General features: G+C 57.0%; 24 protein-coding genes. 11 read left to right on the top strand and 13 right to left on the bottom strand.

Annotated elements, in window-relative coordinates; all coding sequences use genetic code 11:
• Positions 1–8: 8 nt before the first annotated feature.
• Together EKD05_RS05760 and EKD05_RS05765 are read left to right on the top strand one after the other, a co-directional pair.
• Positions 9–2,354, top strand: coding sequence for a penicillin-binding transpeptidase domain-containing protein (locus tag EKD05_RS05760; protein WP_129671484.1), 2,346 nt, complete (start codon positions 9–11; stop codon positions 2,352–2,354).
• Between the two features lie 66 nt (positions 2,355–2,420).
• The gene (locus EKD05_RS05765; protein WP_129671485.1) at positions 2,421–2,708 is read left to right on the top strand and encodes a hypothetical protein; all 288 of its coding nucleotides are present in this window, start codon (positions 2,421–2,423) and stop codon (positions 2,706–2,708) included.
• 91 nt (positions 2,709–2,799) lie between these two features.
• On the opposite strand, the gene EKD05_RS05770 is transcribed toward EKD05_RS05765, so the two are convergent.
• From EKD05_RS05770 to EKD05_RS05785, 4 genes are all read right to left on the bottom strand, one after another.
• Positions 2,800–3,516 carry an SDR family NAD(P)-dependent oxidoreductase gene (locus EKD05_RS05770; protein ID WP_129671486.1) on the bottom strand — a complete coding sequence of 239 codons (717 nt, stop codon included), beginning with the start codon at positions 3,514–3,516 and terminating at the stop codon, positions 2,800–2,802.
• Positions 3,517–3,518: 2 nt separating this feature from the next.
• Positions 3,519–3,851, bottom strand: coding sequence for a ribosome silencing factor (gene rsfS, locus EKD05_RS05775; RefSeq protein ID WP_129671487.1), 333 nt, complete (start codon positions 3,849–3,851; stop codon positions 3,519–3,521).
• A gap of 193 nt (positions 3,852–4,044) precedes the next feature.
• On the bottom strand, positions 4,045–5,268 hold the full coding sequence (glgA, locus tag EKD05_RS05780) for a glycogen synthase (protein WP_129671488.1): 1,224 nt from the start codon (positions 5,266–5,268) through the stop codon (positions 4,045–4,047).
• Between the two features lie 12 nt (positions 5,269–5,280).
• On the bottom strand, positions 5,281–5,904 hold the full coding sequence (locus EKD05_RS05785; protein WP_129671489.1) for an MBL fold metallo-hydrolase: 624 nt from the start codon (positions 5,902–5,904) through the stop codon (positions 5,281–5,283).
• Positions 5,905–6,209: 305 nt separating this feature from the next.
• Here EKD05_RS05785 and trxA point away from each other — a divergent pair, with 305 nt between their 5' ends.
• Both trxA and EKD05_RS05795 read left to right on the top strand, forming a co-directional pair.
• The gene (trxA, locus tag EKD05_RS05790) at positions 6,210–6,536 is read left to right on the top strand and encodes a thioredoxin (protein ID WP_129671490.1); all 327 of its coding nucleotides are present in this window, start codon (positions 6,210–6,212) and stop codon (positions 6,534–6,536) included.
• A 94-nt stretch (positions 6,537–6,630) separates the two neighbouring features.
• Entirely contained in the window at positions 6,631–6,915 is a 285-nt protein-coding gene (locus tag EKD05_RS05795) for a metal-sensitive transcriptional regulator (RefSeq protein ID WP_129671491.1), read from the top strand.
• Positions 6,916–7,020: 105 nt separating this feature from the next.
• Here EKD05_RS05795 and EKD05_RS05800 read toward each other — a convergent pair whose 3' ends face one another.
• Together EKD05_RS05800 and EKD05_RS05805 are read right to left on the bottom strand one after the other, a co-directional pair.
• Positions 7,021–8,082 (bottom strand): ParB/RepB/Spo0J family partition protein, encoded by a 1,062-nt coding sequence (locus EKD05_RS05800; protein WP_129671492.1) that lies wholly within the window; start codon positions 8,080–8,082, stop codon positions 7,021–7,023.
• A gap of 180 nt (positions 8,083–8,262) precedes the next feature.
• Entirely contained in the window at positions 8,263–8,868 is a 606-nt protein-coding gene (locus EKD05_RS05805) for a metal-binding protein (RefSeq protein WP_129671493.1), read from the bottom strand.
• A gap of 61 nt (positions 8,869–8,929) precedes the next feature.
• On the opposite strand from EKD05_RS05805, the gene EKD05_RS05810 reads away from it, so the two are divergent.
• The 4 genes from EKD05_RS05810 to pepF are packed head-to-tail and all read left to right on the top strand — an operon-like array spanning position 8,930 to position 13,676.
• Positions 8,930–10,339: an ATP-binding protein gene (locus tag EKD05_RS05810; RefSeq protein WP_129671494.1), complete on the top strand. Its 1,410-nt coding sequence runs from the start codon at positions 8,930–8,932 to the stop codon at positions 10,337–10,339.
• Between the two features lie 4 nt (positions 10,340–10,343).
• Complete coding sequence (locus EKD05_RS05815; protein ID WP_129671495.1) at positions 10,344–11,054, top strand: RNA methyltransferase; 711 nt, start codon at positions 10,344–10,346, stop codon at positions 11,052–11,054.
• A gap of 50 nt (positions 11,055–11,104) precedes the next feature.
• Complete coding sequence (locus tag EKD05_RS05820) at positions 11,105–11,863, top strand: 3-hydroxybutyrate dehydrogenase (protein WP_129671496.1); 759 nt, start codon at positions 11,105–11,107, stop codon at positions 11,861–11,863.
• A gap of 13 nt (positions 11,864–11,876) precedes the next feature.
• Positions 11,877–13,676 (top strand): oligoendopeptidase F, encoded by a 1,800-nt coding sequence (gene pepF, locus EKD05_RS05825; RefSeq protein ID WP_129671497.1) that lies wholly within the window; start codon positions 11,877–11,879, stop codon positions 13,674–13,676.
• 58 nt (positions 13,677–13,734) lie between these two features.
• Here the strand turns inward: pepF and EKD05_RS05830 are convergent, their stop codons facing one another.
• The 4 genes from EKD05_RS05830 to lepA are packed head-to-tail and all read right to left on the bottom strand — an operon-like array spanning position 13,735 to position 17,924.
• Positions 13,735–13,941: a DUF951 domain-containing protein gene (locus EKD05_RS05830; RefSeq protein WP_129671498.1), complete on the bottom strand. Its 207-nt coding sequence runs from the start codon at positions 13,939–13,941 to the stop codon at positions 13,735–13,737.
• A gap of 2 nt (positions 13,942–13,943) precedes the next feature.
• Positions 13,944–15,161, bottom strand: coding sequence for a nucleoside triphosphate pyrophosphohydrolase (mazG, locus tag EKD05_RS05835; RefSeq protein WP_129671499.1), 1,218 nt, complete (start codon positions 15,159–15,161; stop codon positions 13,944–13,946).
• A 9-nt stretch (positions 15,162–15,170) separates the two neighbouring features.
• The gene (locus EKD05_RS05840; RefSeq protein ID WP_129671500.1) at positions 15,171–16,097 is read right to left on the bottom strand and encodes a SurA N-terminal domain-containing protein; all 927 of its coding nucleotides are present in this window, start codon (positions 16,095–16,097) and stop codon (positions 15,171–15,173) included.
• Between the two features lie 6 nt (positions 16,098–16,103).
• On the bottom strand, positions 16,104–17,924 hold the full coding sequence (gene lepA / locus EKD05_RS05845; protein WP_129671501.1) for a translation elongation factor 4: 1,821 nt from the start codon (positions 17,922–17,924) through the stop codon (positions 16,104–16,106).
• A gap of 203 nt (positions 17,925–18,127) precedes the next feature.
• Between lepA and EKD05_RS05850 the strand changes: the two genes are divergently transcribed.
• Positions 18,128–18,406, top strand: coding sequence for an acylphosphatase (locus EKD05_RS05850; RefSeq protein WP_129671502.1), 279 nt, complete (start codon positions 18,128–18,130; stop codon positions 18,404–18,406).
• A gap of 14 nt (positions 18,407–18,420) precedes the next feature.
• Complete coding sequence (locus tag EKD05_RS05855) at positions 18,421–19,452, top strand: lysylphosphatidylglycerol synthase transmembrane domain-containing protein (RefSeq protein ID WP_129671503.1); 1,032 nt, start codon at positions 18,421–18,423, stop codon at positions 19,450–19,452.
• 46 nt (positions 19,453–19,498) lie between these two features.
• Here the strand turns inward: EKD05_RS05855 and secF are convergent, their stop codons facing one another.
• From secF to EKD05_RS05870, 3 genes are all read right to left on the bottom strand, one after another.
• Positions 19,499–20,506, bottom strand: a complete 1,008-nt coding sequence (gene secF, locus EKD05_RS05860; RefSeq protein ID WP_129671539.1) for a protein translocase subunit SecF — start codon at positions 20,504–20,506, stop codon at positions 19,499–19,501.
• Positions 20,507–20,535: 29 nt separating this feature from the next.
• The gene (secD, locus tag EKD05_RS05865; RefSeq protein ID WP_129671504.1) at positions 20,536–21,930 is read right to left on the bottom strand and encodes a protein translocase subunit SecD; all 1,395 of its coding nucleotides are present in this window, start codon (positions 21,928–21,930) and stop codon (positions 20,536–20,538) included.
• Positions 21,931–22,072: 142 nt separating this feature from the next.
• Complete coding sequence (locus EKD05_RS05870) at positions 22,073–22,780, bottom strand: DsbA family protein (RefSeq protein WP_129671505.1); 708 nt, start codon at positions 22,778–22,780, stop codon at positions 22,073–22,075.
• A 130-nt stretch (positions 22,781–22,910) separates the two neighbouring features.
• On the opposite strand from EKD05_RS05870, the gene EKD05_RS05875 reads away from it, so the two are divergent.
• Positions 22,911–23,210, top strand: coding sequence for a hypothetical protein (locus EKD05_RS05875; RefSeq protein ID WP_129671506.1), 300 nt, complete (start codon positions 22,911–22,913; stop codon positions 23,208–23,210).
• Positions 23,211–23,316 lie beyond the last annotated feature (106 nt).

The raw sequence follows: 23,316 nt of genomic DNA on the forward strand, positions 1-23,316 counted from the left end.
GCAATGATATGCCACGCTTGATTTTGTTACGTCTCCTTGTCATCATTGTTGTGACCATTCTGGTGGGGCGACTCTATCAACTTCAACTGGTTGATCAGGAGAGTCAGCGTTTTGGGAGCAACCCCGATGTCATCTCCCGGCGGACGTTGACCGTTCTGCCCCGTCGCGGTGAAATATATGCTGCGGATGGCGTTACCCTGGTTGCCGAGAGTCTGCCTATCTATAATCTGTCGGTTGTGCCCGGACGCTTGCCCAACGCGACGACTGAGCCTGAGCGTCGTGCTGATGTGCTCACACGGCTAAGCCTGGTAGCAGGTTTGCCGGCAATGCTACGGCTCGATCCATCGGTGAGTATTACGACCCATCCTGCCCTCTATGCCACGCTGCAACAACTCGATCCTGTGCTGGAATGGAATGCCGCCGAGCCATCAACGCTCATCGTTGCGCCAGAAGGCCTCCTAGAGATCCTCGATCTCGTGCGGGCCTACGCCCCCCTGTTGGAAATCGCGAACCCGATTGAAGCAATGATTGTCCAACAGAATGTCCGTGGCTATCAATATGTCCTCGTTAAGGAGGATATTAGCCCCGATCTTGCCATGGCTATTCGCGAAAATGCCAACTATTTGCCAGGTGCCGAGGTGACAGAGGGCTATCGCCGCTCGTATCCGCAAAGTGAAGTGATGCAGAGCTTGTCGCATACACTGGGATATGTTGGACGTATCACTGAATGCGAACTCATGCTCGAAAATCCGTCTACTTCGTGGTTGACCAGCCTGGTTGATGTCGTCAGCCGGGCAGGACGGTGTGGGCTGATCTCCAAACAGATTGATCCAACGAGCATCGGTCAGTTGCCCTATCAACTTGATGATCGCATTGGCAAAGAGGGGCTCGAAGGGGCGTATGAGCATGATTTACGCGGGCGCATTGGGATCGACACGCTCCTTGTTGATGCGTTGCAACGTCCGGTTGGCCCCATCCAGCAGGTACGTCCGGTGGTCAATGGCAATAATCTGGTGATGACGCTTGACCTGGCATTCCAATCCGAAGTTGAACAGATTATGCGCGGCTGGATCGCTGAGGGCGAACGCCGACGGGTGACGGCCCCTGAACCGTATAAACAGACCTATGATCCGATTATTGCTGGCAGTGCCGTCGTCATTGACCCGCGTGATGGGCGCATTCTGGCGATGGTTTCATTGCCAACGTACGATAATAATGTCTGGGTCACTCCAGATCGTCAGGCCGAATTGCAAGCCCTCTTGACGCGCAGCGATCCAGAAGAACTGGCCGAATTGTTGCGCCTCGCCCCACTGACGAATCGGGCGATTGCCGGTCAGTATCCACCGGGTTCAACGCTCAAGCAATTTGTCGGTGCCATCGCTCTCCAAGAAGGCGTCATTACCCCCGAGACCAGATTGCGTGACCCGGGTCTGCTGCAATTGATTGAGCGGAGTGGTGTGCTCTTTGAGTTGCCCAACTCGGTACGTAATCGCGACAATGGCGAATTGACGGTCATTGATGCACTGCGCCTCTCGTCGAATGTCTTTTTTGCCTCGATTGCCGGCGGGAATGATCAGGCGTCAAATCTGCGCGCAAGCGATCTGCGGGTGAATGGCCTGCAAATTGATCGTCTGGTCGAGGGCCTCGAGTGGTTTCAACTCGGACGGCGTACCGGGGTTGATCTGGTTGGTGAGGCGAGTGGGCTTGTGCCAACCCGCACCTGGAAAGTTCAGGCCAAACGAGAAGTCTGGACGACTGGTGACACCTATAATACGGCTATTGGCCAGGGGGATATGCAGGTGACGCCGTTGCAACTCGCGGTTGCGGCAGGGGCCGTTGCCACTGATGGTACGATTTACCGACCGCATATCGTGTCACGGATCGTGGATAGCAATGGCAATCTCGTGCGTGAAATCACCCCTGAGGTGCTCCAGCGCGTTCCCATCGAACCAGATTATCTGAGGGTGATGCGTGAAGGCATGCTCGAGTCGATCATCAATGGCCTAGGTGTTGCTGCCCGTCCTGAATGTTCTGGATTAGTGATTGCTGGCAAAACGGGCACCGCTGAATTTGGGCCATTGATTCAGCGTACCGATGGGCGGCTCATCCGTCAGAGCCATGCTTGGTTTGTCGGTTTTGCCCCGTATGACAACCCGGAAGTGGTGGTCGCGGTGCTCATCGAGGGCGTAGGCGACCTGAATGACGGATCTTCGACAATGGCTGTACCTGCAACAACTCAGATTATGCAAGCCTATTTTGGCGCGAGTCGGCCAGAAGATGCCCCGATGAGTTGCCCAGTTTTGCCCGCTGAACCGACTGAGCCTGCCCTTGACACGGTTGGGCATACCCCTTAGGGACAGTCTGCGTTATAATACCAATAGCCAGACAGCATACTGCATCCTGGGAAGGAGCGACTTGAGATGGCAGGCAGGACGACAACGGCGATGGATCCAGGCCAGATTTTGACTGATGCCGGGGCCGACACCTTTCGCGGTGAACTGCTGAGTGCCCATGCTGTACGCTGTCAGAACTTCTGGTTGGCGACGGCAACCGTCTATCATGACGGTGCAGCAGAGATTGCCATTTGGTGCAGCCTGAATCCCGCGCATGGGCGGTGGGATGCCGAAATCTACTACTTTTCGTTTGAGCAGGCTATACGTGCGTTGCGCGAATACGAAGAGACGGGGAATATCCCTGAGGGTGAGTAGCAGGATTGCGTCCGTGTGCGAAGGAACGCTGCTAGCCAAAGCTAGCAGCGTTCCTTCGCACACGGACACTATGGGGAAGGGCTTGGGTCGTTCAGGCGTCACCATAGACGGGGACATGCGCCCCGCTGATGATGCGTGCGTCGGGGCCAACCAGGAAGAGGACGACGCGGGCAATTGCCTCGGGGGGCACCCATGCATCGTAATTCGCAGCGGGCATCGCACTCCGGTTTCCGGGTGTATCGATGACACTCGGCAAGATGGTATTGGCCGTAATGCGGTGTGGTCGCAATTCGGCAGCAAGTGCTTCAGTAAGCTGCAAAATAGCCCGCTTTGAAGCAGCATACGCAGCAAGCTTGGCCCCGGATTGCGTCGCCGTACGCGTACCCACATTGACAATCGCACCGCCACCTCGGGCAAGCATATGGGGCACAGCCGCAGCACACGAAAGCACGGCTGTTTTTAAATTCAGATCAAGCTGTGTTTGCCAGATCGCCCAGCCGCTCTCATGGACTGGTTTACCCCCGGCGAAACCTCCAGCCACATTGACGAGCATATCAAGCCCACCACCATCCCGCGCCACCTGGTCATAGTACGCCATCACTGCCTGCTCATCAGTGAGATCGACCTGTGCGCCGATGAGGGCAGCGTGGGGCGGAAGCGCGAGACGATCACGTAAACGGTCAAGATCCTGCTCGCGATGGAAGGGAACCGCAACCGTGGCCCCGGCAGCGAGCAAGATCTGCACAATGGCACTGCCAAGCGCACCTGTTCCACCTGTGACGACCGCTCTTTTTTGTTCCAGATTCATGATCACTGCACCACCACCACTGGCGGAACGAGACTCCAGAGGCGTTCGAGGCGATAGTAGTCGCGCTGAAGTTGATTAAAGACATGCACGACCACATCGCCATAGTCAAGCACAATCCATCCGGTGTCAGGCGTACCCTCCTTCCGAGGATTCAGGCCATATTCCTGCTGAATTTTTTCATCAACGTGTTCAACAATCGCCTTGATCTGACGATCATTGTCGGCAGAACAGATCACAAAATAATCAGCGATGGTACTCTGCGGTCGGATATCGAGCAAGACGATTTCGTGCGCCTGCTTATCCTCGGCTAGTTCAACCACGCGTCGGGCAATCATTCCAGTCTCGATGGCCTTTGCTCCTCTCTTTGCATTGCTTCCTAACGGAATCATAACATACTTTATTGTGCTTGCCAGCTACGCTGTGTCAGGGCTGCTGCCCTACCAAACCCTGCGGATGCTGGCGAACACGGCCAACTTCGCTGGCCGTGTTCGCCAGCATCCGCGAGTTCCTGCGGCCCCCAGAGAGAAACTACCCTTGCGATCCCTCGGCAACCAGCGACTCGTACAGAGCAACGGTCTTTTCGGCAATCGCGTCCCAGCTAAAATGCTCTTCAACGCGACGCCGTCCGGCGAGACCAAAACGCTCGCGCAGGGTCGCATCACCTGCGATGCGATTGATGGCCGCCGCCAGATCAGCCGAGAAGGCCGCCGGATCGGCGGGTTCGAAGCTATCGGGCTTGAGACCAGGATCAACGAGCACACCAGTCTCTTCGGGGACGACAACCTCTTTGATGCCACCAACCGCTGAGGCGACAACTGCGGTCTCACAGGCCATAGCCTCAAGGTTGATAATGCCAAAAGGTTCGTACACCGAAGGACAGCAGAAGACAGCGGCATGCGAATAGAGCTGAATGACATCGGGGCGGGCCAGCATCTCGCGGATCCAGATCACACCGGGGCGACCGGCGCTTACCGTAGCTACGCCCTCTTCCATCTCTTTGCCAATCTCAGGTGTATCGGGGGCACCGGCACAGAGCACAACTTGCAACTCGGGATCAATGTGAGGAATGGCGTTGACCAGGTGAATAATGCCCTTTTGACGGGTGATGCGCCCGACGAAGAGCACAAATGGACGGTCAGGGTCGATCCCATAACGCTCCAACGCATCAGTTGCGTCCGTGCGGCGATACTCTGCCAGATCGATGCCATTGTAGATCACATGAACCTTTTCAGGGGCAATGTTAAAGAAGCGCAGCACATCGGCACGAGTCTCTTTGGAGACGGCAATAATCGCACTGGCTTGCTCGATGGCCGTGCGTTCCATCCAGGAACTGAGGTGATAGCCGTTGCCGAGTTGCTCAACCTTCCACGGGCGTAACGGCTCGAGCGAGTGGATGGTCAACACATAGGGAATGCCCCAGAGTTTGCCGGCGAGCAAGCCACCCATATCGGTATACCAGGTATGGCAATGCACCACATCGGCAGTGAGATTATCTTTGGCCATGACGAGTGAACGAACGAAGGCATCCACGGCACCAGAAAAGCGGGGGTCGGTATTGCGTTTTGTCTCTTCCCACTGGGGATAGCCACGCACCGTGAGGGCGGGGTCATCAACGACCTGATCGCCAAAACAGCGCACCTCTACCGACACAAGTTTAGCGAGGGCACGGCTCAGATACTCAACATGAACGCCAGCACCACCATACACATTGGGCGGATACTCATTGGTAAAAAGGGCAACTTTGCGCAGCATAACTACTCCATGTCACCATTCAGCATGGCCGTAAAAATCGGCGAGGTGTTGTCGAGCGAGAAATTGCTCGATCAGCGGGCGAACTTCGCCAAGACGAAACGAGGGGCCGTGGCCGGGATAGCAGTGCGCCGTATCAGGCCAGGGCAACACAACGGTACGAAGGGTCGCAAGCGACGTCTGAAAATCTCTGGCTGACCAGGTACGTCCCGGGCCACCGGCAAAGAGGGTATCACCAACCAGGATCGCTTCGCCACCAACAACAGCGAGGCTCACCTGATCGGCGCAGTGGCCGGGGGTGGCATAGATGCGCACCTGGCCTTCACCAATATTCAGCGTCGCATCGTGATGCAGGTGCGCATCGAGTTCGAGGTGCAGATCGTTGGCATGCGGGCCAGGGTGGGCATAAAGAGGAACGTGCAGGAGGGCACGCATCTCTTCTAGTGCGCCGATATGATCACGATGGGTATGGGTCAAAATCAGCGCGACGGGTTGCGTACCCTCCAACATCGCAAGCAAGCGTTCGGGATCAGCCCCGGGATCAACCAGGACACTCGCGCTAGTCTGCGGGCAGACCAGAGCATATGCATTCATCGGCCAGGGGCCAACTTCACAGGTACGAACAAACAATGGCACCATTGGCAGCACCTCACGTTGGTTCATGGTATGTGGGGATAGTATAACATGGCCCTCAGCGGCTGAGGGCCATGGGTGCGTGGGTGGGGCCTGCGGCACCCAGGAATCTCGCTTGTGGTGGCGAAAATGCTCAGCTTCGCTGAGCATTTTCGCCACCACAAGCAAAGGTTTTAGAGCGACAGCCCTAAAGTTCATGACTTGACAAGAGAAAAGGCTCCGGGTATACTATACCCCAGGGGGGTACCCCGGACGATAATGTATGAAAGCTATATTGCGGGTCGGGATGGCCCGTCTTTGGGAGGAATTCAATGGCAAAGCCAATTGTGGTCACGGATGCTAATTTTGCGCAGCAGGTCTTGCAGGCTGAGACGCCGGTTGTCGTCGATTTCTGGGCACCCTGGTGTGGGCCGTGTCGCGTGATCGGGCCAATCCTCGATAAACTGGCCGGTGAGTACGAGGGGCGCCTGACGATTGCCAAGGTCAATACCGATGAAGAGGTTAAGAATGCCAGCAAGTTGGGTATTCAAGGCATTCCGACCCTTGTCATCTTCAAGGGTGGCCGTGAGATCGGGCGTATGGTTGGTTCACAGCCCGAGGCTCGCTATCGCGAGGCCTTCGATAAAATTCTCGCCTAATTGATGTCAATAGTCAAGCTTGCATGCCAAACTGTGCATGTAGACCCAAATAAGCGAGATATTTGGTTTCTATTTCAGATCGAGAGAGACTATTATGGCCGATCAGGATCACGTACATACCCTTAGTGACCCTCGGCGTGATGATGTTCTGTTGCGCCTGCGCAAGATTGAGGGCCAGGTGCGTGGTGTCCAACGCATGGTCGAGGCTGGCCGTGACTGCCGCGAGATTGTCACCCAGGTGGCGGCAGTCAAGTCGGCGCTCTCGAGCGTGAGCAGTGTGGTGCTTCAGTGTTATGCCCAGGGCTGTCTTGGCGATAGCGAGGTACCGCAAGAGCAAACGATTGCCGAGTTGATCGCACTCTTTCAGGGCGCAAAGTAATGGGTTAGGGCTGCGGCCCTACCAACGATGGTGCTTGTCGCACGCGATGCCAGTAAAGCTGGCATCGCGTGCGACAAGCACCATGTGTTTTTGGGGGCGAGCAGCTTACTCTTCGGTTGGCCAGCCGCGTTGACGGGCCAGGTCACGCAGCCCACGGCTGAGGCTCTCGAGTTGCTTCAAGAGCAGCCGGAGCTTGAAGGGTGCGCCATCGTCGTGCTCGACCCACTTGTTGAGATCGCCCTCAACATAAGCCCGTGAAAGGCGATCAGTCTCGTCGACCATCTGGTCAAGCGAGCGAATGCGAAAGACGCGCGCTTTATTTTTGGGCTGATTCTCGACGGTCTCTTCTTCGACCCGTAGATACTGGTCATCGTCGTCAGCTTTGTCATCATCCCAGAGATCGTCGTCACGTTCGACCTCCTCCACAGCAACCCCACTCGTTTTGGCGAGCGGGCCTCCCGCACTTCCATGCTCCGCAGGTGAAGATGTCGTGCGCAATTGCTCGCCAGCCTCGAGCGCCTGCAACGCCGTTTCAAGCGTCAGGTTAGGATTGGCGGCAAAATAGGCGGTCAGACGGCTCAACTCAGATGCCGACATGCCCTCATCGGCGGCAAAGCGGGCCAATTCAAGCTGGGTTTTCGGACTCGGTACCCGGCGGAGATGCTGGGCTTGCGTGACATTCAACTCACCACGGCGTACCATCAACTGGACTTCTTCGGGCAATTCGAGCAAACCGAGATAGCGGCGAACCGTGCGACCCGTCATACCAACGAGCTTGCCCACGGAATCATCTAATTCGCCTTCGGGTTGTTTGCCATGCTGCTCGATCAGATGGGCACGCAAACGCGCATAGGCGCGTGCCTGTTCAAGATCATTCAGATCCTGGCGCTGCACATTTTCGATCAACTGGCGCAGCAAGAGATCAGGATCATCGGCATCCAGTACGATGCATGGAACCCGTTCTAGCCCGAGTTGCACTGCTGCCGCACGGCGACGGCCACCATAGACAACCCGATACCGCCCGGTGCTAATTGCGACCACACCAAGCGGTTGCAGCAGACCACACTCGGCAATCGTCGCGGCGAGACCAGCAAGATCACCCGGATCTTCGCGGACGCCCTCAGGATCGAGTTCAAGTTGTTGCGGATCAAGATAGAGGAGTTGCATACCCTCCTGGCCTTCTCACTGCAAAGAGTTTCCATAAGACGCACAAGTGTACCACAGATCGTGCCAGGGAGCAATCTGGGCATGGTGCTTGTAGGGCTACGTCAAAGTGGTAGGGACACCGATTTGACGTAGCCCTATGGTGCTTGTTGGCGGCAAAGCCGCCAACAAGCACCATCCAACCTACCAACGCACACGACGCTGATGGATCGAGCCGTCGTGTCCACGATAGCTGCGCGTGATGCGAATGCCAAAGATCCGGAGGAACCGCTGCCCGTTGGTGACACTCCAATCAGCAATGGTGTGCGCCGCGCTGCCCGTGCAAAAGCCAAATAAGACGACGATACTGACCTCGGGGTTGGCACTCAGCCAGGCACGCATATACTGATACAATTGCATGTGATAATCGGGCACAACGAGGCCCAATTGCGCCATCACCCAGACCCAGAAGAAGAGGAGCAGAGTTACCACTAGATAGAAATAGGCCAGACGGAGGAGCGGTGAAAAAATGAGACTATGGCTAAAGAAATGGCGATGGGGGATGATACGCATATATGGACGCCAGATCCAGTAAAAGACCCCCCAACGATTATCAATGCTCGAATCAAGATCAAGATCTGGTGAAAAGAGAATGCCCGAAACGAGATGTGACCCGACAAGCCAGAGGGTCAGCGTAACTGCCTCGGCATGCCCCCGTTGCATCGTTTCGCTCAGATAGCCATACGCGAGTGGAACCATGACGGCCCCACTGGCGACAGTGATCAGATCGTGGGTACGGGCATCAGGCATTAGCCAAACTCCTCACATGTATGCTACAATATATACCAAGCATAGCTCAAGCGTGCGTTTTATGCAAGTATTACCTGAACTGACCATAATCCTGGCCGCAGGCGAAGGGCCACACGTGGCCTTTGCGCGTGAACGGGCGCGTGTTGATGAGGTGGCCGAGACCCTCGTGGCCTTTGCGAATAGCACTGGTGGGACGCTGGTGGTTGGCGTGAGCGGGCGCACCCGGGCCAAGGTCGAAGGCCTCGCTGATCCTCTCGCCGCCCGCGAGTTGTTGCTCGACGCGGCCCTCGCCTGTACGCCGCCCTTGATTTTGCCGTTGCCCCGCGAGACTCAGTACGACGACAAGCGCCTGTTGATCGTCACGGTGCCTGCGGGCCTTTCGCAGGTGTATGCGCTCCACGGCAAGTATGTGCGTCGCGAGGGTGTCACTAATCAGCCTCTCGCCCCAGATGCCCTGCGGCGTCTGTTGCTCGAGCGCGGCGAGGTTAGTTGGGAACGCTCGGTGCCCGAAGGGGCCACGCTTGATGAGCTTGATCCGGCCAGCATCGAGGCCTATGCCCGACGGGTGGGGCTTGATGCCACCGAGGACGCGCTCGGCTTGCTCTACCGGCGTGGATCTGTCGTGCCGATGCAGCCCCTGTCTGAGGCGCATCCGACGTGGCAGCCGACCAATGCCGGGTTCCTGCTCTTTGCCCGACGTGTCGAGGCTCGGTATCCCCAGGCTGAAATGACGCTTGTCCATTATCGTGGCTACGATATGGCTGATGTTTTTGAGCGTGAAGATCTTCGTGCGCCCCTTGTGGAGATGATTCGACGCGCTGAACGGTGGCTGAGCGAACATATCCGCAAAGGAAGCCGGATGGTCGGCTTTGAGCGTCAGGATTGGACGCAATTCCCGCCGGGTGCGGTGCGTGAGGCCCTAGTCAATGCTGTCGCCCATCGTGATTACAGTGTGCGTGGTGAGGGCATCCGGGTCGCACTCTTTAGCGACCGCCTCGAGGTCTATTCACCAGGGCGACTGCCCGGCCATGTGACGCTGCACAATCTGGTCGAAGAACGCTACTCACGCAACGAGAGTCTGGTGCAGGTGCTGGCTGATTATGGCTTGATCGAGCGCCTCGGCTATGGCATTGATCGGATGTTGCGCCAGATGGCCGAGGCCAACCTGCCGCCGCCGGTCTTCCGCGAAACGGCGGCTGGCTTTCTCGTCACCCTCCAAGGGCAACCGCTTGAGGCCTACGGGCCAGACGGCTTTGATACCCGCGAATGGGTGCGCCTCGGACTCAACGAGCGCCAGATTGCCGCGTTGATGCATCTGGCCGCCGAGCATCGCATCACCAACCGCGATCTGCAAGAGCAGTATGCCGAGGTCAGCCCCGAGACGATCCGCCGCGACCTGGCTGACCTGGTTGACCGAGGGTTGCTGTTGAAGGTCGGCGATAAACGGGCGACCTACTATATTCTGAAATAAGCCGATGATTATTGTCTTGCAGCGCCCACAGGATGTGCGCAATATCGGGGCCGTTGTGCGTGCGATGCTCAATTTTGGCTTTGCCGAGCTCCGTCTGGTTGAACCAGCACCCTTCGTCGAGGCGGACCTGCTCGGCATTGCCCATCGCAGCGAGGCGATCGTTGCGCGCATCCGGTATGAGGCCGATCTCGCCGTGGCCCTCGCCGAAGCACGGTTTGTCGTTGGCACAAGCGAACGCAGTCACCCTGGGAGGGTGGTGCGGCATGATCTGCGCCCTTTTGCGCGTGAACTCGTGGTACGCAACGCAACTGCCGGGCCAGTCGCCCTTCTCTTTGGCCCCGAAGATCGTGGGCTCGACAACGAGGCACTTGATCGCTGCGATTGCGTGCTCAGTCTGCCGACCGAACCAGGCTACCCCTCGCTCAATCTGGCGCAGGCTGTTATGCTCATTCTCTACGAATTGCATATGGCCGGAGATGCAGCTGTTGCAACGCCTGAAATCGTGCGTGAACCAGCCACACTTGCTGAGCGCGAACGCTTTGCCGCCGTCTTGAGTGAAGTGGTCGCAATGGTGGGCTTTATCAAATCGGGCGACGGCGCAACCACACTGCGTCGTCTGCGCAACCTCATCTTCCGCGCCCAACCAGAGCGTCGTGAGCTTGCCCTGCTGACGGCGCTCTTCCGCGAGGTGAGCATGGCCTTACGGCGTAAGTAATGTGCTATATACTTAGGCAAATGTCTCAGGCAATCAAAGGAGAAGCTATCATGACAGGGCGTGTCGCAATTGTGACCGGAGGGGGAAGCGGGATCGGCGGGGCTGTCGTTGCGCGGCTTGCTGCCGATGGCTATAAGGTGGCGGTGGTTGATCTGCCTGGTGAGGCCGGGCAAGCTGCGGCTGATGCAGCGGGTGGCATCTTTATCGGGGCCGATCTGAGCCAGCGTGACCAGTGCCACCGGGTCGTTGAGACGACGCTCGCCCAGTTTGGCCAGGTTGATGTGCTGGTCAATAATGCTGGATATCAGCATATCGATGCGCTGGAACAGTTTCCTGAGGATCGCTGGGAGCATATGCTCGCAGTGATGCTGACGGCACCGTTTCTGTTGATGCGTTATGCCTGGCCTTCAATGAAAGAGCGCGGGTGGGGCCGGGTGATCAATATCGGCTCGATCCATAGTCTGCGTGCTTCGCCGTTTAAGATCGGCTACATCTCGGCTAAGCACGGCTTGCTCGGGATGACCCGTACCGCCGCTCTCGAAGGCGGGCCGCACGGCATTACCGTCAATCTCATTGCCCCGGCCTACGTACGCACCCCGCTTGTGGAAAAACAGATCGCTGATCAGGCGCGCACCCGAGGTATTCCCGAAGACGAAGTGATCGAAAAGGTGATGCTTGAGCCAGCCGCGATCAAGCGCTTGATTGAACCAGCCGAGGTCGCCGATCTAGTCGCCTTCCTCTGCACGGAAACGGCAGGGACGATGAGTGGCTCGGTGTTCGAGATGAGTCTGGGTTGGACTGCGCGTTGAAAGGAACTTTTGTATGAGTCTTGTGGAACGTAGTGCGCTTCCTGTCGCGTATACGTGGGATGCCCAGAGTGTGTTTGGTGATGATACAGCGTGGCAAGCGGCACTTGATGAAGTGGTTGGTCACATTGAGGTGTTGCAGGCCTTTCAGGGGCGCTTTGCGGAAGGGCCTGCGGTGCTGGCCGATTACCTTGAACTGGCCGAGCGCGTCCTGCGTCTGAGTGGCAAAGTGACAGTTTATGCGCGCATGTTTTATGCCGTCAATACCCTTGACCAGGCGGCCAAAGCACGAGTCGATCGTACGGCAGCAACCCTGGTACGCCTGGGGGCAGCGACCGCATTTACTGAACCCGAGTTGCTCGCGCTTGGTGCCGCCACCCTGCAGCAGTGGGTCGAACAAGAGCCGCGCCTGGCGATCTTTGCGCATCACTTCGACCGGCTGAGCCGTCGTGAACCCTATGTGCGCTCGGCTGAGGTCGAAGCGTTGTTGCGCCAGGCCAGTGAGCCATTTGATGCCGCCGCAACCGTCCACGGCATCCTGACCAATGCCGATCTGAGGTTTGAACCTGCGCGCGACCAGACAGGCGAGACCTACGAGATTGCCCAGGGCACGATCAATGCGCTGGTGACCCATATCGATCCGGCGGTGCGCAAGAGTGCATGGCAGAACTATGCCGATGCGCATCTGGCGCTGAAGAATACGATGGCCGCCTGTCTCGCCACCGAGGTGCGCCGCAATGTCTTCCTTGCCCGCGCCCGAGGCTACCGTTCGGCACTTGATGCGGCGCTCACGCCCAACCACATTCCGCTTGAGGTCTTTCACCAATTGATTGCGACTTTCAAACGACATCTGCCGACCTGGCACCGCTACTGGCGTCTGCGTCGACGTGTGCTTGGTGGACAACCGCTGCATGTCTATGATACCAAAGCACCCCTGACCCAACAGCCACTCAAGGTACCCTACGATCAAGCTGTGACCTGGATCTGTGAAGGCATGGCCCCGCTTGGTGAGCAGTATGTGAGCACCATGCGCCGGGGTCTCGTCGAGCAGCGCTGGGTTGATGTCTATCCAAACCGGGGCAAACGGGCGGGAGCCTTCTCGATGGGCTCGCCAGGGACACATCCCTTCATTATGATGTCGTACAACGACGATATTTTTGGGCTCAGTACGCTGGCCCACGAGCTCGGGCACTCGATGCACTCGTACTATACCCGTAACACCCAGCCCTACGTCTATAGCAACTACGGGCTCTTTCTCGCCGAAGTCGCCTCGAACTTCAATCAAGCCCTGGTGCGCAAACACCTGCTTGAACATCTGAGCAGTCGCGACGAGCAGATTACACTGCTCGAAGAGGCGATGGCGAATTTCCATCGCTACTTCTTCATCATGCCGACCCTGGCCCGCTTCGAACTGGCGATCCACGAGCGCATCGAGGCGGGGCAAGCGCTCACCGCCGATGACCTGATCAATCTGATGGCCGATCTTTTTGCCGAAGGCTATGGCGACGAGGTCGTCGTGGATCGTGAACGCGTCGGGTCAACCTGGATGCAGTTCTCGACGCACTTGTACGCCAATTTTTATGTCTACCAGTATGCGACGGGCATTTCCGGTGCCCACGCCCTTGCCGAGGGAGTCCTGGCGCAGCACGAGGGGGCGGTCGAGCGCTACCTCGCTTTCCTCAAAGCGGGCAGTTCACGCTATCCGCTCGATACACTATGTCACGCCGGGGTAGATATGCGCAGTGCGGAACCCGTTGAGCAGACGTTTGCGGTGATGGAGGGGTATATCGAGCGCCTCGAAGGGTTGCTTGGATAAGTACGCAGCAGCCACACGGTGCCGCCTCACGAGGCGGCACCGTGTGGCTGCTGCGTACTTACGCGTCATTTGCACGTCGCACAAAGCGTTTAATGCGGCGTTCGCATTCGGCACGGGGGAGCATAATTTTGCGCCCACAGGTTGCGCAACGCATGCCAATATCGGCACCAAGCCGCACGATCCGCCACGTATCACCACCACACGGATGCGCTTTGCGCGTTTGCACGAGATCGTCCAGCTGAAGGTCAAGCGGTGGTTTCGGCACGACTATTTCACGGTTTGCCAGAGCCTGATCAACTCGTCCAGACTCAAGGCGTGCATCTGGTATCCTTGCGCAGCGACGGTCGCTTCGAGTTGGCTGAAGCGACGACGAAATTTCTGGTTAGCATCGCGTAAGGCGAGTTCAGCGTCAATCTGGAGCCACGCCGCCAAGCGTGTAAGCACAAAGAGTGTATCACCAAATTCTTCGGCGATGTGACCAGGCTCGCCACTGGCAGCGGCAGCCCTCAGTTCGTCCAATTCTTCATTGATCTTGGCCCAGACCTGGTCAATGTCCGTCCAGTTGAAACCGGTGCGCGCAGCACGTTTGCCGATCTTCTGGGCTGTGGCCAGCGCCGGCAGTTCGGGCGGAACGCCATCAAGCGCCCCAGAACGGGTGCGCCCTTTAGCGGCCAATTCGGTTGCCTTGATCTGTTCCCAGTTCTGCAGCACCTGATGCTCGCCGTCAACCACCAAGCCGCCAAAAACATGCGGGTGGCGCCCGATCAACTTGCCTGTGACCTGGGCAAAAACGTCCTCGAACGTGAAATGTCCAGCCTGCCGAGCCATCTCGGAATGCGCAAAGATCGAAATCAGCAGATCGCCGAGTTCCTCCTTCAGCGCTTCCATATCACCCGTATCGAGGGCTTCCAGGACTTCACATGTCTCCTCGATCAAGGCACTACGCAAATCTGCATGGCTCTGCCGGACATCCCAGGGGCAGCCTTCAGGCCCAAGCAAACGGGTCATCACCCAGCGCAAGCCGTCGGCACTGCGTTGATCCTCATTGACCGGCAAGCGGTCAACCGCCAGCAAGGAGGTATCACCGGGTTGCGTGACCAGTTCAGGCCAGGTCGAGAGCGTGCCTTCAACGAGGTCGCGCAGGGTTCCCTGGGGATCAAGCGTTGCCAAACGGATCAGATGGTGAGCAGGATAGCGGAGCGTCAACAGATCGCGCAGAGGTGCAGACGGATCATCGTGGTGCCACCAGATCAGGGCCGGGGCTACCGGTTGGAGAGGAAAGGGCACCAGAGGCACAGGATAAGATCCTGCCTGCATCGTCTCGGCCCACGCACGAACCCCTGGCACGGGCCCGATCTGGGGCAAGCCAGGCGGACAAGAGGCCGCCAGCAGAGCGTGCGCCTCCCAGAACTGGACGCCAGACACCCCTTCCAGGGCAAAGATACGCAATGCGGCGTCAAGCAATTGACCTGGTGTCGTCTTCATAACAGAGCATTACTCAGGGAAGGGTAAAGGCACCATATTCGGATCGAAATTTTCGGCAATCTGAAGATCGCCACTTGCCTGTGCGTCAAGGAGCAGGGTCTCATACCAGGGCGCAAAACTCTGCTCATAGAAGACCTGGGCATTCTGGCTCGAGCGCAGCATCTCGAAGGAATCGAAAGGACGCTGCTCATCGCGTTCGAGAACCTCAAAGACATAGACACCGCTGGTTGTGCTAACTTTACCCGGAGTCTGGAGAGGAGTGCTAAAGACAACGCTATCGATTTCGGGTGGGAAATTGCCAGTGGGGAGCCAAGTGATGGCCGCATCATTCAGGGGAGCCCCAATATCAAGGCCGCGTTCACCGGCGAGGGCATAGAAATCGCCGCCAGCGGCAAGTAGAGCGAGCACCTCATCGGCCTGCGCCTCATCGGGCACCAGCATCAAGCGCGTGCGCGCCATTGGGGCGACAGTATTGCGGGCGACCACCTCGAAACTGAGTTGGCTTTGCGCACTTTGCAAGCGTGCATCGGTGGTAATCAGGAAAGGGCTATCTTCAGCAGGCTGGACAATTGCCAGCACCTCGGCATCAATGGCCGCTGCATCAACGCCGATGCCATGCTGACGAGCATAGCGGCCGAGCAAAGCATCCTGGAGCATCTGGTCAAAAATCTGCGTCCGGATCTCAGCTTCGACGGCAAGCTGCTCGATCTCGGCGGGCGTCTGGCCCTGGGCAAGCAAACCTTCAATTGCAGGCCCAATATCGCGTGTAAGGCGCTGCGAAAAATCGGCAATGGTGAACTGTTGCACCCCAACCCTCATAATCACCGGGCTCTCAGGCGCACCGAGGTTCGCCTGGCCCTGCGCGGTACTCTGACATGCCACCAGGACAGGCAAGAGCAGCAAGAGTACCAGCACACCAGCATAACGCATATTCATGACAGCCTACCGACTTTCAGGCACATCCTCTCCAAGCGAGAGGATAGCCATAAAGGCTTCTTGCGGGATCTCGACATTGCCAACCATCTTCATGCGACGTTTGCCCTCTTTCTGCTTTTCAAGCAGTTTACGTTTGCGGCTCACATCGCCACCGTAGCACTTTGCCAGCACATCTTTCCGCATGGCACGCACCGTCTCACGGGCAATCACCTTGCTACCAATCGCAGCCTGGATCGGCACCTCAAACATCTGGCGCGGGATCAACTGGCGCAACCGTTCAACCAGATCGCGCCCGCGCTGATAGGCAAACTCGCGATGGACAATCAACGAAAGCGCATCAACAGAGGCTTGATTGACCAGCACATCAAGTTTGACCAGATCGGCCTCAAGATAACCAGCAAGGGTATAGTCAAGGGATGCATAGCCCTGCGTCCGGCTCTTGAGTTGATCATAAAAGTCAATCACAATTTCAGCCAGGGGCATGCGATACTTGAGCACCACCCGCGTTGGATCGAGGTACTCCATGGTATCAAAGATACCGCGCCGCGTCGTCACCAGCTCCATCACGGTACCAATATAGCGCGACGGTGCAATGACACTAATCTGGACAATCGGCTCTTCAATCGCCGCAATCTTGCTAAGATCGGGCATTTCCGAGGGATTGGCGACGGTCAAGATTTCGCCATCAGTACACAACACCTGATACTCAACGCTCGGTGCCGTAATGAGCAGATCGAGATTATACTCACGTTCCAGGCGCTCACGCACAATCTCCATATGAAGAAGACCGAGGAAGCCGCAGCGAAAACCGAATCCAAGCGCTGCTGAACTCTCAGGTTGATACGAAAGAGCGGCATCATTCAATTTCAGTTTCTCGAGCGCATCACGGAGATCAGGATAGGCATTGCTCTCAATAGGATAGAGGCCAGCAAAGACCATCGGCTTGGCGGGACGATAGCCGACCAGCGGCATCGCGGCGGGATTATCAGCGAGCGTAATCGTATCACCAACCTGACACTCTTCAATCGTCTTGAGACCGGTGGCGATATACCCAACCTCACCGGGATTGAGGGCGGGCAAGGGTTGCATCATCGGTCGAAAACACCCGATCTCCAGGGTCTCAGCTTTGGCGCCGGTACCCATCAACTGCACCCGTGAGCCTGACAGGAAGATCCCATCAACCACACGCACAGCAGCAATGACCCCCTTATAGGGATCGTAGTGTGAATCAAAGATCAGCGCACGAGCGGGCTGTGACATCTGCCCGTGGGGTGGCGGAACGCGGGTAACAATCGCCTCGAGGATCTCGGGTACGCCGAGACCCTCTTTGGCCGACGCCATGATCGACTCTTCGGCGGGAATGCCGATCACCTTTTCAATCTCTGCGGCGACCTCATCGGGATGGGCACCGGGCAGATCAATTTTATTAATGACGGGAATAATGGTCAGATCATGCTCGAGGGCCAGATAGACATTCGCCAGCGTTTGAGCTTCGATGCCCTGCGCGGCATCAACAACTAGCAGGGCTCCCTCACACGCGGCAAGTGAGCGTCCGACTTCATAGTTGAAATCGACATGACCGGGGGTATCAATCAGATTGAGCATATAGGTCTCACCGTCGGCAGCATGATACTGCATACGGACAGCCTTAAGCTTGATCGTAATGCCCCGTTCGCGCTCGAGATCCATCGAGTCAAGGTGCTGTTCACGGCGATCGCGATCGGCAATCGTGCTTGTTGTTTGCAACAGACGATCCGAGAGCGTCGTCTTACCGTGGTCAACGTGGGCGATAATACAGAAGTTGCGAATTTTTGCCTGATCAATCATAGAGTCTATGTTCAAGGCTATAGCCCTGAAATCCATTGCTTCGCTGAGAAACCAGCCAACTAAGCTGGCTGGTTTCTCGGCGAAGGAGAAATGCTGAGAGCAGTATACCATTATTGTGCGATGCTCGCTGTGTGCGGTATACTATTGCATTATGTGTGCAACGAAGCACCCTTGAGCAAAGAAAAGCTAGAGGCAAACGAGCTATGGATCTGGTACGTGCGCATGTATTTATTGCGGGGCGCGTGCAAGGCGTCAGTTTTCGTGCCTATGCCCGTGATCGAGCTCGTGCAGCCGGGGTTGAGGGATGGGTTCGCAACCTCCCCGATGGCCGCGTCGAGGCAGTCTTTGAGGGGACACGCTCAGCCGTTCAGCGCCTGGTGACCTGGTGCTACAGTGGACCAATCCAGGCCCAGGTTGAAAAAGTTGACGTTACCTGGGAAGAACCAACCCGCAAAGAGGGTAACTTTAGTATCGCCTGGTAATCCGAGGAAGACAGATGCGTCGTACCCGCTGGAAGTTATTCACCAGTCTGTTGATCAGTCTGGTACTACTGGTTCTCGCCTACCTGAATCGCCAATGGCTTCTCGAAGCCTTTGAACTCCTTGGTGATGCTCGTCTGGAATGGTTACTCTTGGCGATGGGATTGATTCCCATTGGTTACCTGATGAGCGCCCAGGTCTTCAATCTTGCCCTGCGTTCACTAGGCTATCGTATGAATCTGCTGCGGCTCTGGGCGATTGCCCTCGTCGCCATCATTATCAGTCAGTCAGTGCCTGCCGGCGGGGTTGGCAGCTATGCCTTTTTGATCAGCACCTTCAACCGTCGCGGCATCAGCCAGGGTCAGGCGGCCCTGATCGCCTCACTCGAAACGATCAGTTATGTGACCGCAATGCTGATGATGTTTGCCTTCAGCCTCATTGTCCTGGCCCTCCAACATCAGGCTACTGGCGAGGCAAGTTATATCGCAGGGAGCGTCGCCATCGCACTCGTCGGCGGGGCTTTTTATGTTCTGACGCGACCGGGGGCGCAACTACGTGCGTGGCTCGCACGTTTTCAACGCATGGTGAGTCACCTGTTGCGGCACCCCTGGAAGAGTACGTGGCTCGAAGGTCTGCTCGCCGAACTGATTGTTGGCCGCAGGCTGCTTGCCAGTCGTCGACGTGATGTGATCGTGCTGGTGCTGATCCAGTTGACAGCGCTCATCACCCATAGCCTCGCGATGCTCTGCGTACTCTGGGCTTTTGAGGTGGAAGCTAGTCTCGTTACGGTCATCGTCGCCTTCGGCATTGCCCTGATCACCTCGACCTTCAATGTGCTCCCAGGGGGCGGCGGCACCGTCGAGGCGGCGCTAGTCGCAACCCTGCTGCAACTTGGGGTCGGGCCTGCTGCGGTACCCGCCGCGATCATCTTCCGGCTCTTCAACTACTGGCTGCTGACCCCAGTGGCCGCAGGATGCTACTACTGGTTGACCCACGAACCAGTCGTTCCGCTGCAGGCCACCCATTCGAGCATGGGCGATACGCCATAAAGACGAAAACGACCAGCGAAGCTGGTCGTTTTCGTCAACATCAGGGTTAGGCGGTTGCTGGCTTTTCGTGGTCGCGGCGACCGCGCCCAAACCAGTTCTTCCATTCACGGTATTCCCAGACCACCAGGATCTGAGCGGCATTGAAGATCGAAGAGTAGGTGCCGACAACCAACCCGATCAAGAGGATCAAGACAAAATTCTGGATCGTCTCACCCCCAAAGAAGAGCAGCGCAGTCAACGTAAACAACGTCGTCATCTGGGTATTGATCGAGCGCGGCAGCGTCTGCACAATGCTATGATTGACCAGATCACTAAAGTGCTGATCGGGTTGACGGGCCAGCAAATTCTCGCGAACGCGGTCAAAGACGACAATCGTATCATGCACCGAGAAACTCAGGATAGTGAGAAGGGCGGTCAAAAAGAGGGCGTCCACCTCGAAGCGGGGATTAAAGGTGCTGAAGATCGCAGCTACCCCAATAATAATAACCACATCATGTACCATCGAGATAATGGCACACATCCCATACCGAAACGGATGGGGAGCCTGGCGAAAAGCCCAGGTCAGATAGAGCAAGATGATCAACGATGCACCGATCACGGCAATCACGGCACTGCGGGTTGACTCTTGGCTAACTGTCGGCCCCACGCTTTCGAGGCGTTCAATCACCGCAGTGCCGATCTGATCATTCAGGGCGGCCTCGACTGCCTGACGATCCTGTAGCGGCGTCTGCTCATTTAGGGGGCGCGTACGCACCAGGGCGGTCACAATCGGGGACCCATCCAGGTCAACCTGACTCATCTGCACCTGAGCATTCTCGAACCCTGCGGCAGCGAACGCAGCCCCGACCTCTGAAGAACCTAGTTCACCGGGGGCACGTTCAGCAAAACGCACCTCCCAGAGAGCACCGCCACTAAAGTCAATACTTGGGCGCAACCCAAGCCGGGGTTGCCCGGTGGTAAGAAGAGGATGCAGCAACAGAAAATAGAGCCCGGGCAAAATCATGACCAGCGAAAGCACGAACCACCAGTAGCGGCGCTTGACAAGCTGTTCCAACATACGACGTACTACTCCACAGAAGGATATCAGATCGCCTCAGCGGCAGATTTCGCCACAGCTGGTTTGGTGCGATCAATGCCAAAGATCCATGCCCGGTCATCCCGAAAGATCGGCGTCGAGAGGCGCAGGAGCGTACGTGTCACCACTACAGCCGTAAAGAGACTGAGCAGAATACCGAGGCCCAGCGTCAGGGCAAACCCCTGAATAATGCTCACGCCAAAGCTATTGCCAAAGATAAAGAGCACGATGCTCGTGATCAACGTCGACACACTCGAATCACGGATCGCCGACCAGGACTCCTCAAAGCCAAGCTCAAGGGCACTATGAATATCGCGCCCACGCCGATACTCTTCGCGCAGGCGCGAAAAGATCAGCACATTGGCATCAACCGCCAGACCAATCGAGAGCACAAAACCAGCGATGCCAGGCAGTGTAAGGGTAATGGGAATGAGGCGATAGAGGGCAAAGCTAATCAAGACATAGAGCGCCAGCGCCAGGGTTGCCAGTAGGCCAGGAAACCGGTAGAAGGCAAGCATATAGATAGCGACCAGACTCAACCCGATCGCACCCGCCATAATGCTTGACTCAACCGACTCTTGACCAAGGGTTGCCGTCACACTGCGGCTTGTTTCGACAACGAGCGGCACGGGCAACGCGCCATACTTCAACTGATTGAGAATATTGTCGCGATCAGTGACATCATTGACCTCAATGACGCCTGAGCCATCGCGGAGGGCCGCGTTGATCTGGGGGCAACTAATGACCACATTGTCGAGCACAATGCACATCGGTTGGCCAACATTCTGGGCGGTAAACGCAGCCAAACGTTGAGCCGACTCACCAGTAAAGGCAAACGACACCGCAGGCCGACTCCCAGTGACGCCACCCTGCGAAAAGGCTGGCTGGACGGAACTAGTATCAAGGTCAGCACCATCGGTAATGCTCTCAAAAATTGGCCCGAGATCGTCAAGAGTTTGGATCTCTTCAACTCCCTCTGGCAACACTGGATTGGGGCTGCCCGTCGTGCGGATCAATGCACCTGAGGGCAGATACTGGCCCTGTGAGTCAATGAACTCAAGGCGCCCGGTACCACGCAACGTCTCAACGGCCTGCTCAGGATCATCAACGCCAGGCAACTCAACGATCAGGCGATCATTGCCCGCGACCTGCACGAGCGTCTCACCGACACCGAGGGCATTGACCCGGCGCTCGATCACCCCACGGGCAATCTCCATCTGTTCGCGATCAACGTCAGGATCAGTCGCTCGCAGCAAGACTTGAATACCGCCTTGCAAATCGAGGCCCAGGCGAAAACTCACATCGCGCCCAAGTGCCATCTGGTTAGGGGCCAGATTGATCCAGAGGGCCAGGGCCGCAATGATCACAATCCCTAAGATTGAAATGATTTCTCTGCTACGCACGGCGTTCAACTACTCCTCGCGCTCAGGTTTCGTAACCACGGCATTATAGACCTCTGCTGATATGATGTCAATTGCAAAGCGATGCGGTTGCCCTTAGGGCAACCGCATCGCTTTGCAAAAGGCCGCTTGTGCGGAGCAACGCTTATTGACCGGCCGTGCGCAGCGCTGCCTCAATGGCCCCAGGGAGGCCATTCATATCGACCAGTTGCCCATTCACATCAAACGAGGGCGTGCCTGTCACGCCCCGGGCAACCGCGCTCTCGACGGCCGCGAGAATGGCTGCATTGTGCGTCCCTGCGCTCATGCAGCTATCAAAAGCCGCCCGATCCACGCCAAGCTGACCTGCATACCCCGAAAAGACATTGTTGACATTGTTAAGTTGTGCCCACTGACCTTGATTGGTCATCAAGAGATGGTTCATTTCCCAGAACTGGCCCTGCTCACCGGCACAGCGGGCGGCTTCCCCCGCTGCAATCGCCTGTGCATTGTTGTTCAGAGGAAATTCATGAAAGATCATCTGGATTTTGCCGGTCTCAACATAGTCACGTGTAATAATTGGCGACATGTTCCGGTCAAAAAATGCACAGGCAGGACAACGATAGTCGGCATATTCCACAACCGTGACCGCTGCCTCGGGATCCCCCTTAAACCAAAAGCCTTCGGGTGTTTGCCCAGTTTGCGCATTGATTGTTGGCACTTCGCCGCCACCGAACCCACCCCGGACTGCAAAGGTGATTAAAAAGGCCGCCCCCAGAACAACCAAAGCACCGATCGCCCAATAGAAGGGGATCAGTGGATTACGCTTTCGTTCGGCGACTCGACGGCCGCGCCGACTCTGTGGCTGACTCATGAAACTTACTCCTCGTCCTGCGCTTCAGGATATTCATGGCATTATAGCGAGGGCAGAGTCGTGCGTCAAACCTGAGTTTTTGGTATACTTGATAAGCTTGCCCGCAGAATCAGAATTGTGGTCACAAACGTTGGATACGACCTTTCACGCGAAACCTGACAGTGAGTTGCTTTACAATCTAGCCTTGCAGCTTGGCTCAATCCAGGAACTCAGTGAAGCAGCGCAGGTAACACTGGAAACCTTTGCCCGCTGTACGCAGGCAAAGAGTGGCCTGCTGCTTATGCCTGGCGTCGTGCCGCTCAGTATCGGGATGTCGGCCCCAACTGCCGAGGAGGTTGTTGCGATCTATGCGTTGCCAGCCGTGCAGGCCGCAATGCACCTCGTTGGCATTACCGTGCTGCCGGGGGGGGCTGGTGCCTCTGACTGGTAGTATCCATATTGCTGGGATTTTACCGACAAGTCACGGCCCACCCGCGCTTCTCCTGCTCGGCTGTGAGCCACCCTTAAACCACTCGTCCCGTCGTACCCTCGCGGTA

The sequence above is a fragment of the Candidatus Chloroploca sp. Khr17 genome (assembly GCF_004138165.1).
In the GTDB taxonomy this organism is placed as follows: Bacteria; Chloroflexota; Chloroflexia; order Chloroflexales; family Chloroflexaceae; genus Chloroploca.

Bases quoted from the DNA above. Each gene is read 5' to 3' on its own strand.
- rsfS (WP_129671487.1), bottom strand. From the start codon at position 3,851: ATGATTGCCCGACGCGTGGTTGAACTAGCCGAGGATAAGCAGGCGCAC.
- EKD05_RS05800 (WP_129671492.1), bottom strand. From the start codon at position 8,082: ATGCAACTCCTCTATCTTGATCCGCAACAACTTGAACTCGATCCTGAG.
- lepA (WP_129671501.1), bottom strand. From the start codon at position 17,924: ATGATTGATCAGGCAAAAATTCGCAACTTCTGTATTATCGCCCACGTT.
- EKD05_RS05785 (WP_129671489.1), bottom strand. From the start codon at position 5,904: ATGGTGCCATTGTTTGTTCGTACCTGTGAAGTTGGCCCCTGGCCGATG.
- EKD05_RS05870 (WP_129671505.1), bottom strand. From the start codon at position 22,780: ATGAGTCAGCCACAGAGTCGGCGCGGCCGTCGAGTCGCCGAACGAAAG.
- trxA (WP_129671490.1), top strand. From the start codon at position 6,210: ATGGCAAAGCCAATTGTGGTCACGGATGCTAATTTTGCGCAGCAGGTC.
- EKD05_RS05795 (WP_129671491.1), top strand. From the start codon at position 6,631: ATGGCCGATCAGGATCACGTACATACCCTTAGTGACCCTCGGCGTGAT.
- EKD05_RS05770 (WP_129671486.1), bottom strand. From the start codon at position 3,516: ATGAATCTGGAACAAAAAAGAGCGGTCGTCACAGGTGGAACAGGTGCG.
- EKD05_RS05855 (WP_129671503.1), top strand. From the start codon at position 18,421: ATGCGTCGTACCCGCTGGAAGTTATTCACCAGTCTGTTGATCAGTCTG.
- EKD05_RS05765 (WP_129671485.1), top strand. From the start codon at position 2,421: ATGGCAGGCAGGACGACAACGGCGATGGATCCAGGCCAGATTTTGACT.
- EKD05_RS05810 (WP_129671494.1), top strand. From the start codon at position 8,930: ATGCAAGTATTACCTGAACTGACCATAATCCTGGCCGCAGGCGAAGGG.
- glgA (WP_129671488.1), bottom strand. From the start codon at position 5,268: ATGCTGCGCAAAGTTGCCCTTTTTACCAATGAGTATCCGCCCAATGTG.
- EKD05_RS05805 (WP_129671493.1), bottom strand. From the start codon at position 8,868: ATGCCTGATGCCCGTACCCACGATCTGATCACTGTCGCCAGTGGGGCC.
- EKD05_RS05840 (WP_129671500.1), bottom strand. From the start codon at position 16,097: ATGAATATGCGTTATGCTGGTGTGCTGGTACTCTTGCTGCTCTTGCCT.
- mazG (WP_129671499.1), bottom strand. From the start codon at position 15,161: ATGAAGACGACACCAGGTCAATTGCTTGACGCCGCATTGCGTATCTTT.
- EKD05_RS05820 (WP_129671496.1), top strand. From the start codon at position 11,105: ATGACAGGGCGTGTCGCAATTGTGACCGGAGGGGGAAGCGGGATCGGC.
- EKD05_RS05815 (WP_129671495.1), top strand. From the start codon at position 10,344: ATGATTATTGTCTTGCAGCGCCCACAGGATGTGCGCAATATCGGGGCC.
- EKD05_RS05760 (WP_129671484.1), top strand. From the start codon at position 9: ATGCCACGCTTGATTTTGTTACGTCTCCTTGTCATCATTGTTGTGACC.
- pepF (WP_129671497.1), top strand. From the start codon at position 11,877: ATGAGTCTTGTGGAACGTAGTGCGCTTCCTGTCGCGTATACGTGGGAT.
- EKD05_RS05850 (WP_129671502.1), top strand. From the start codon at position 18,128: ATGGATCTGGTACGTGCGCATGTATTTATTGCGGGGCGCGTGCAAGGC.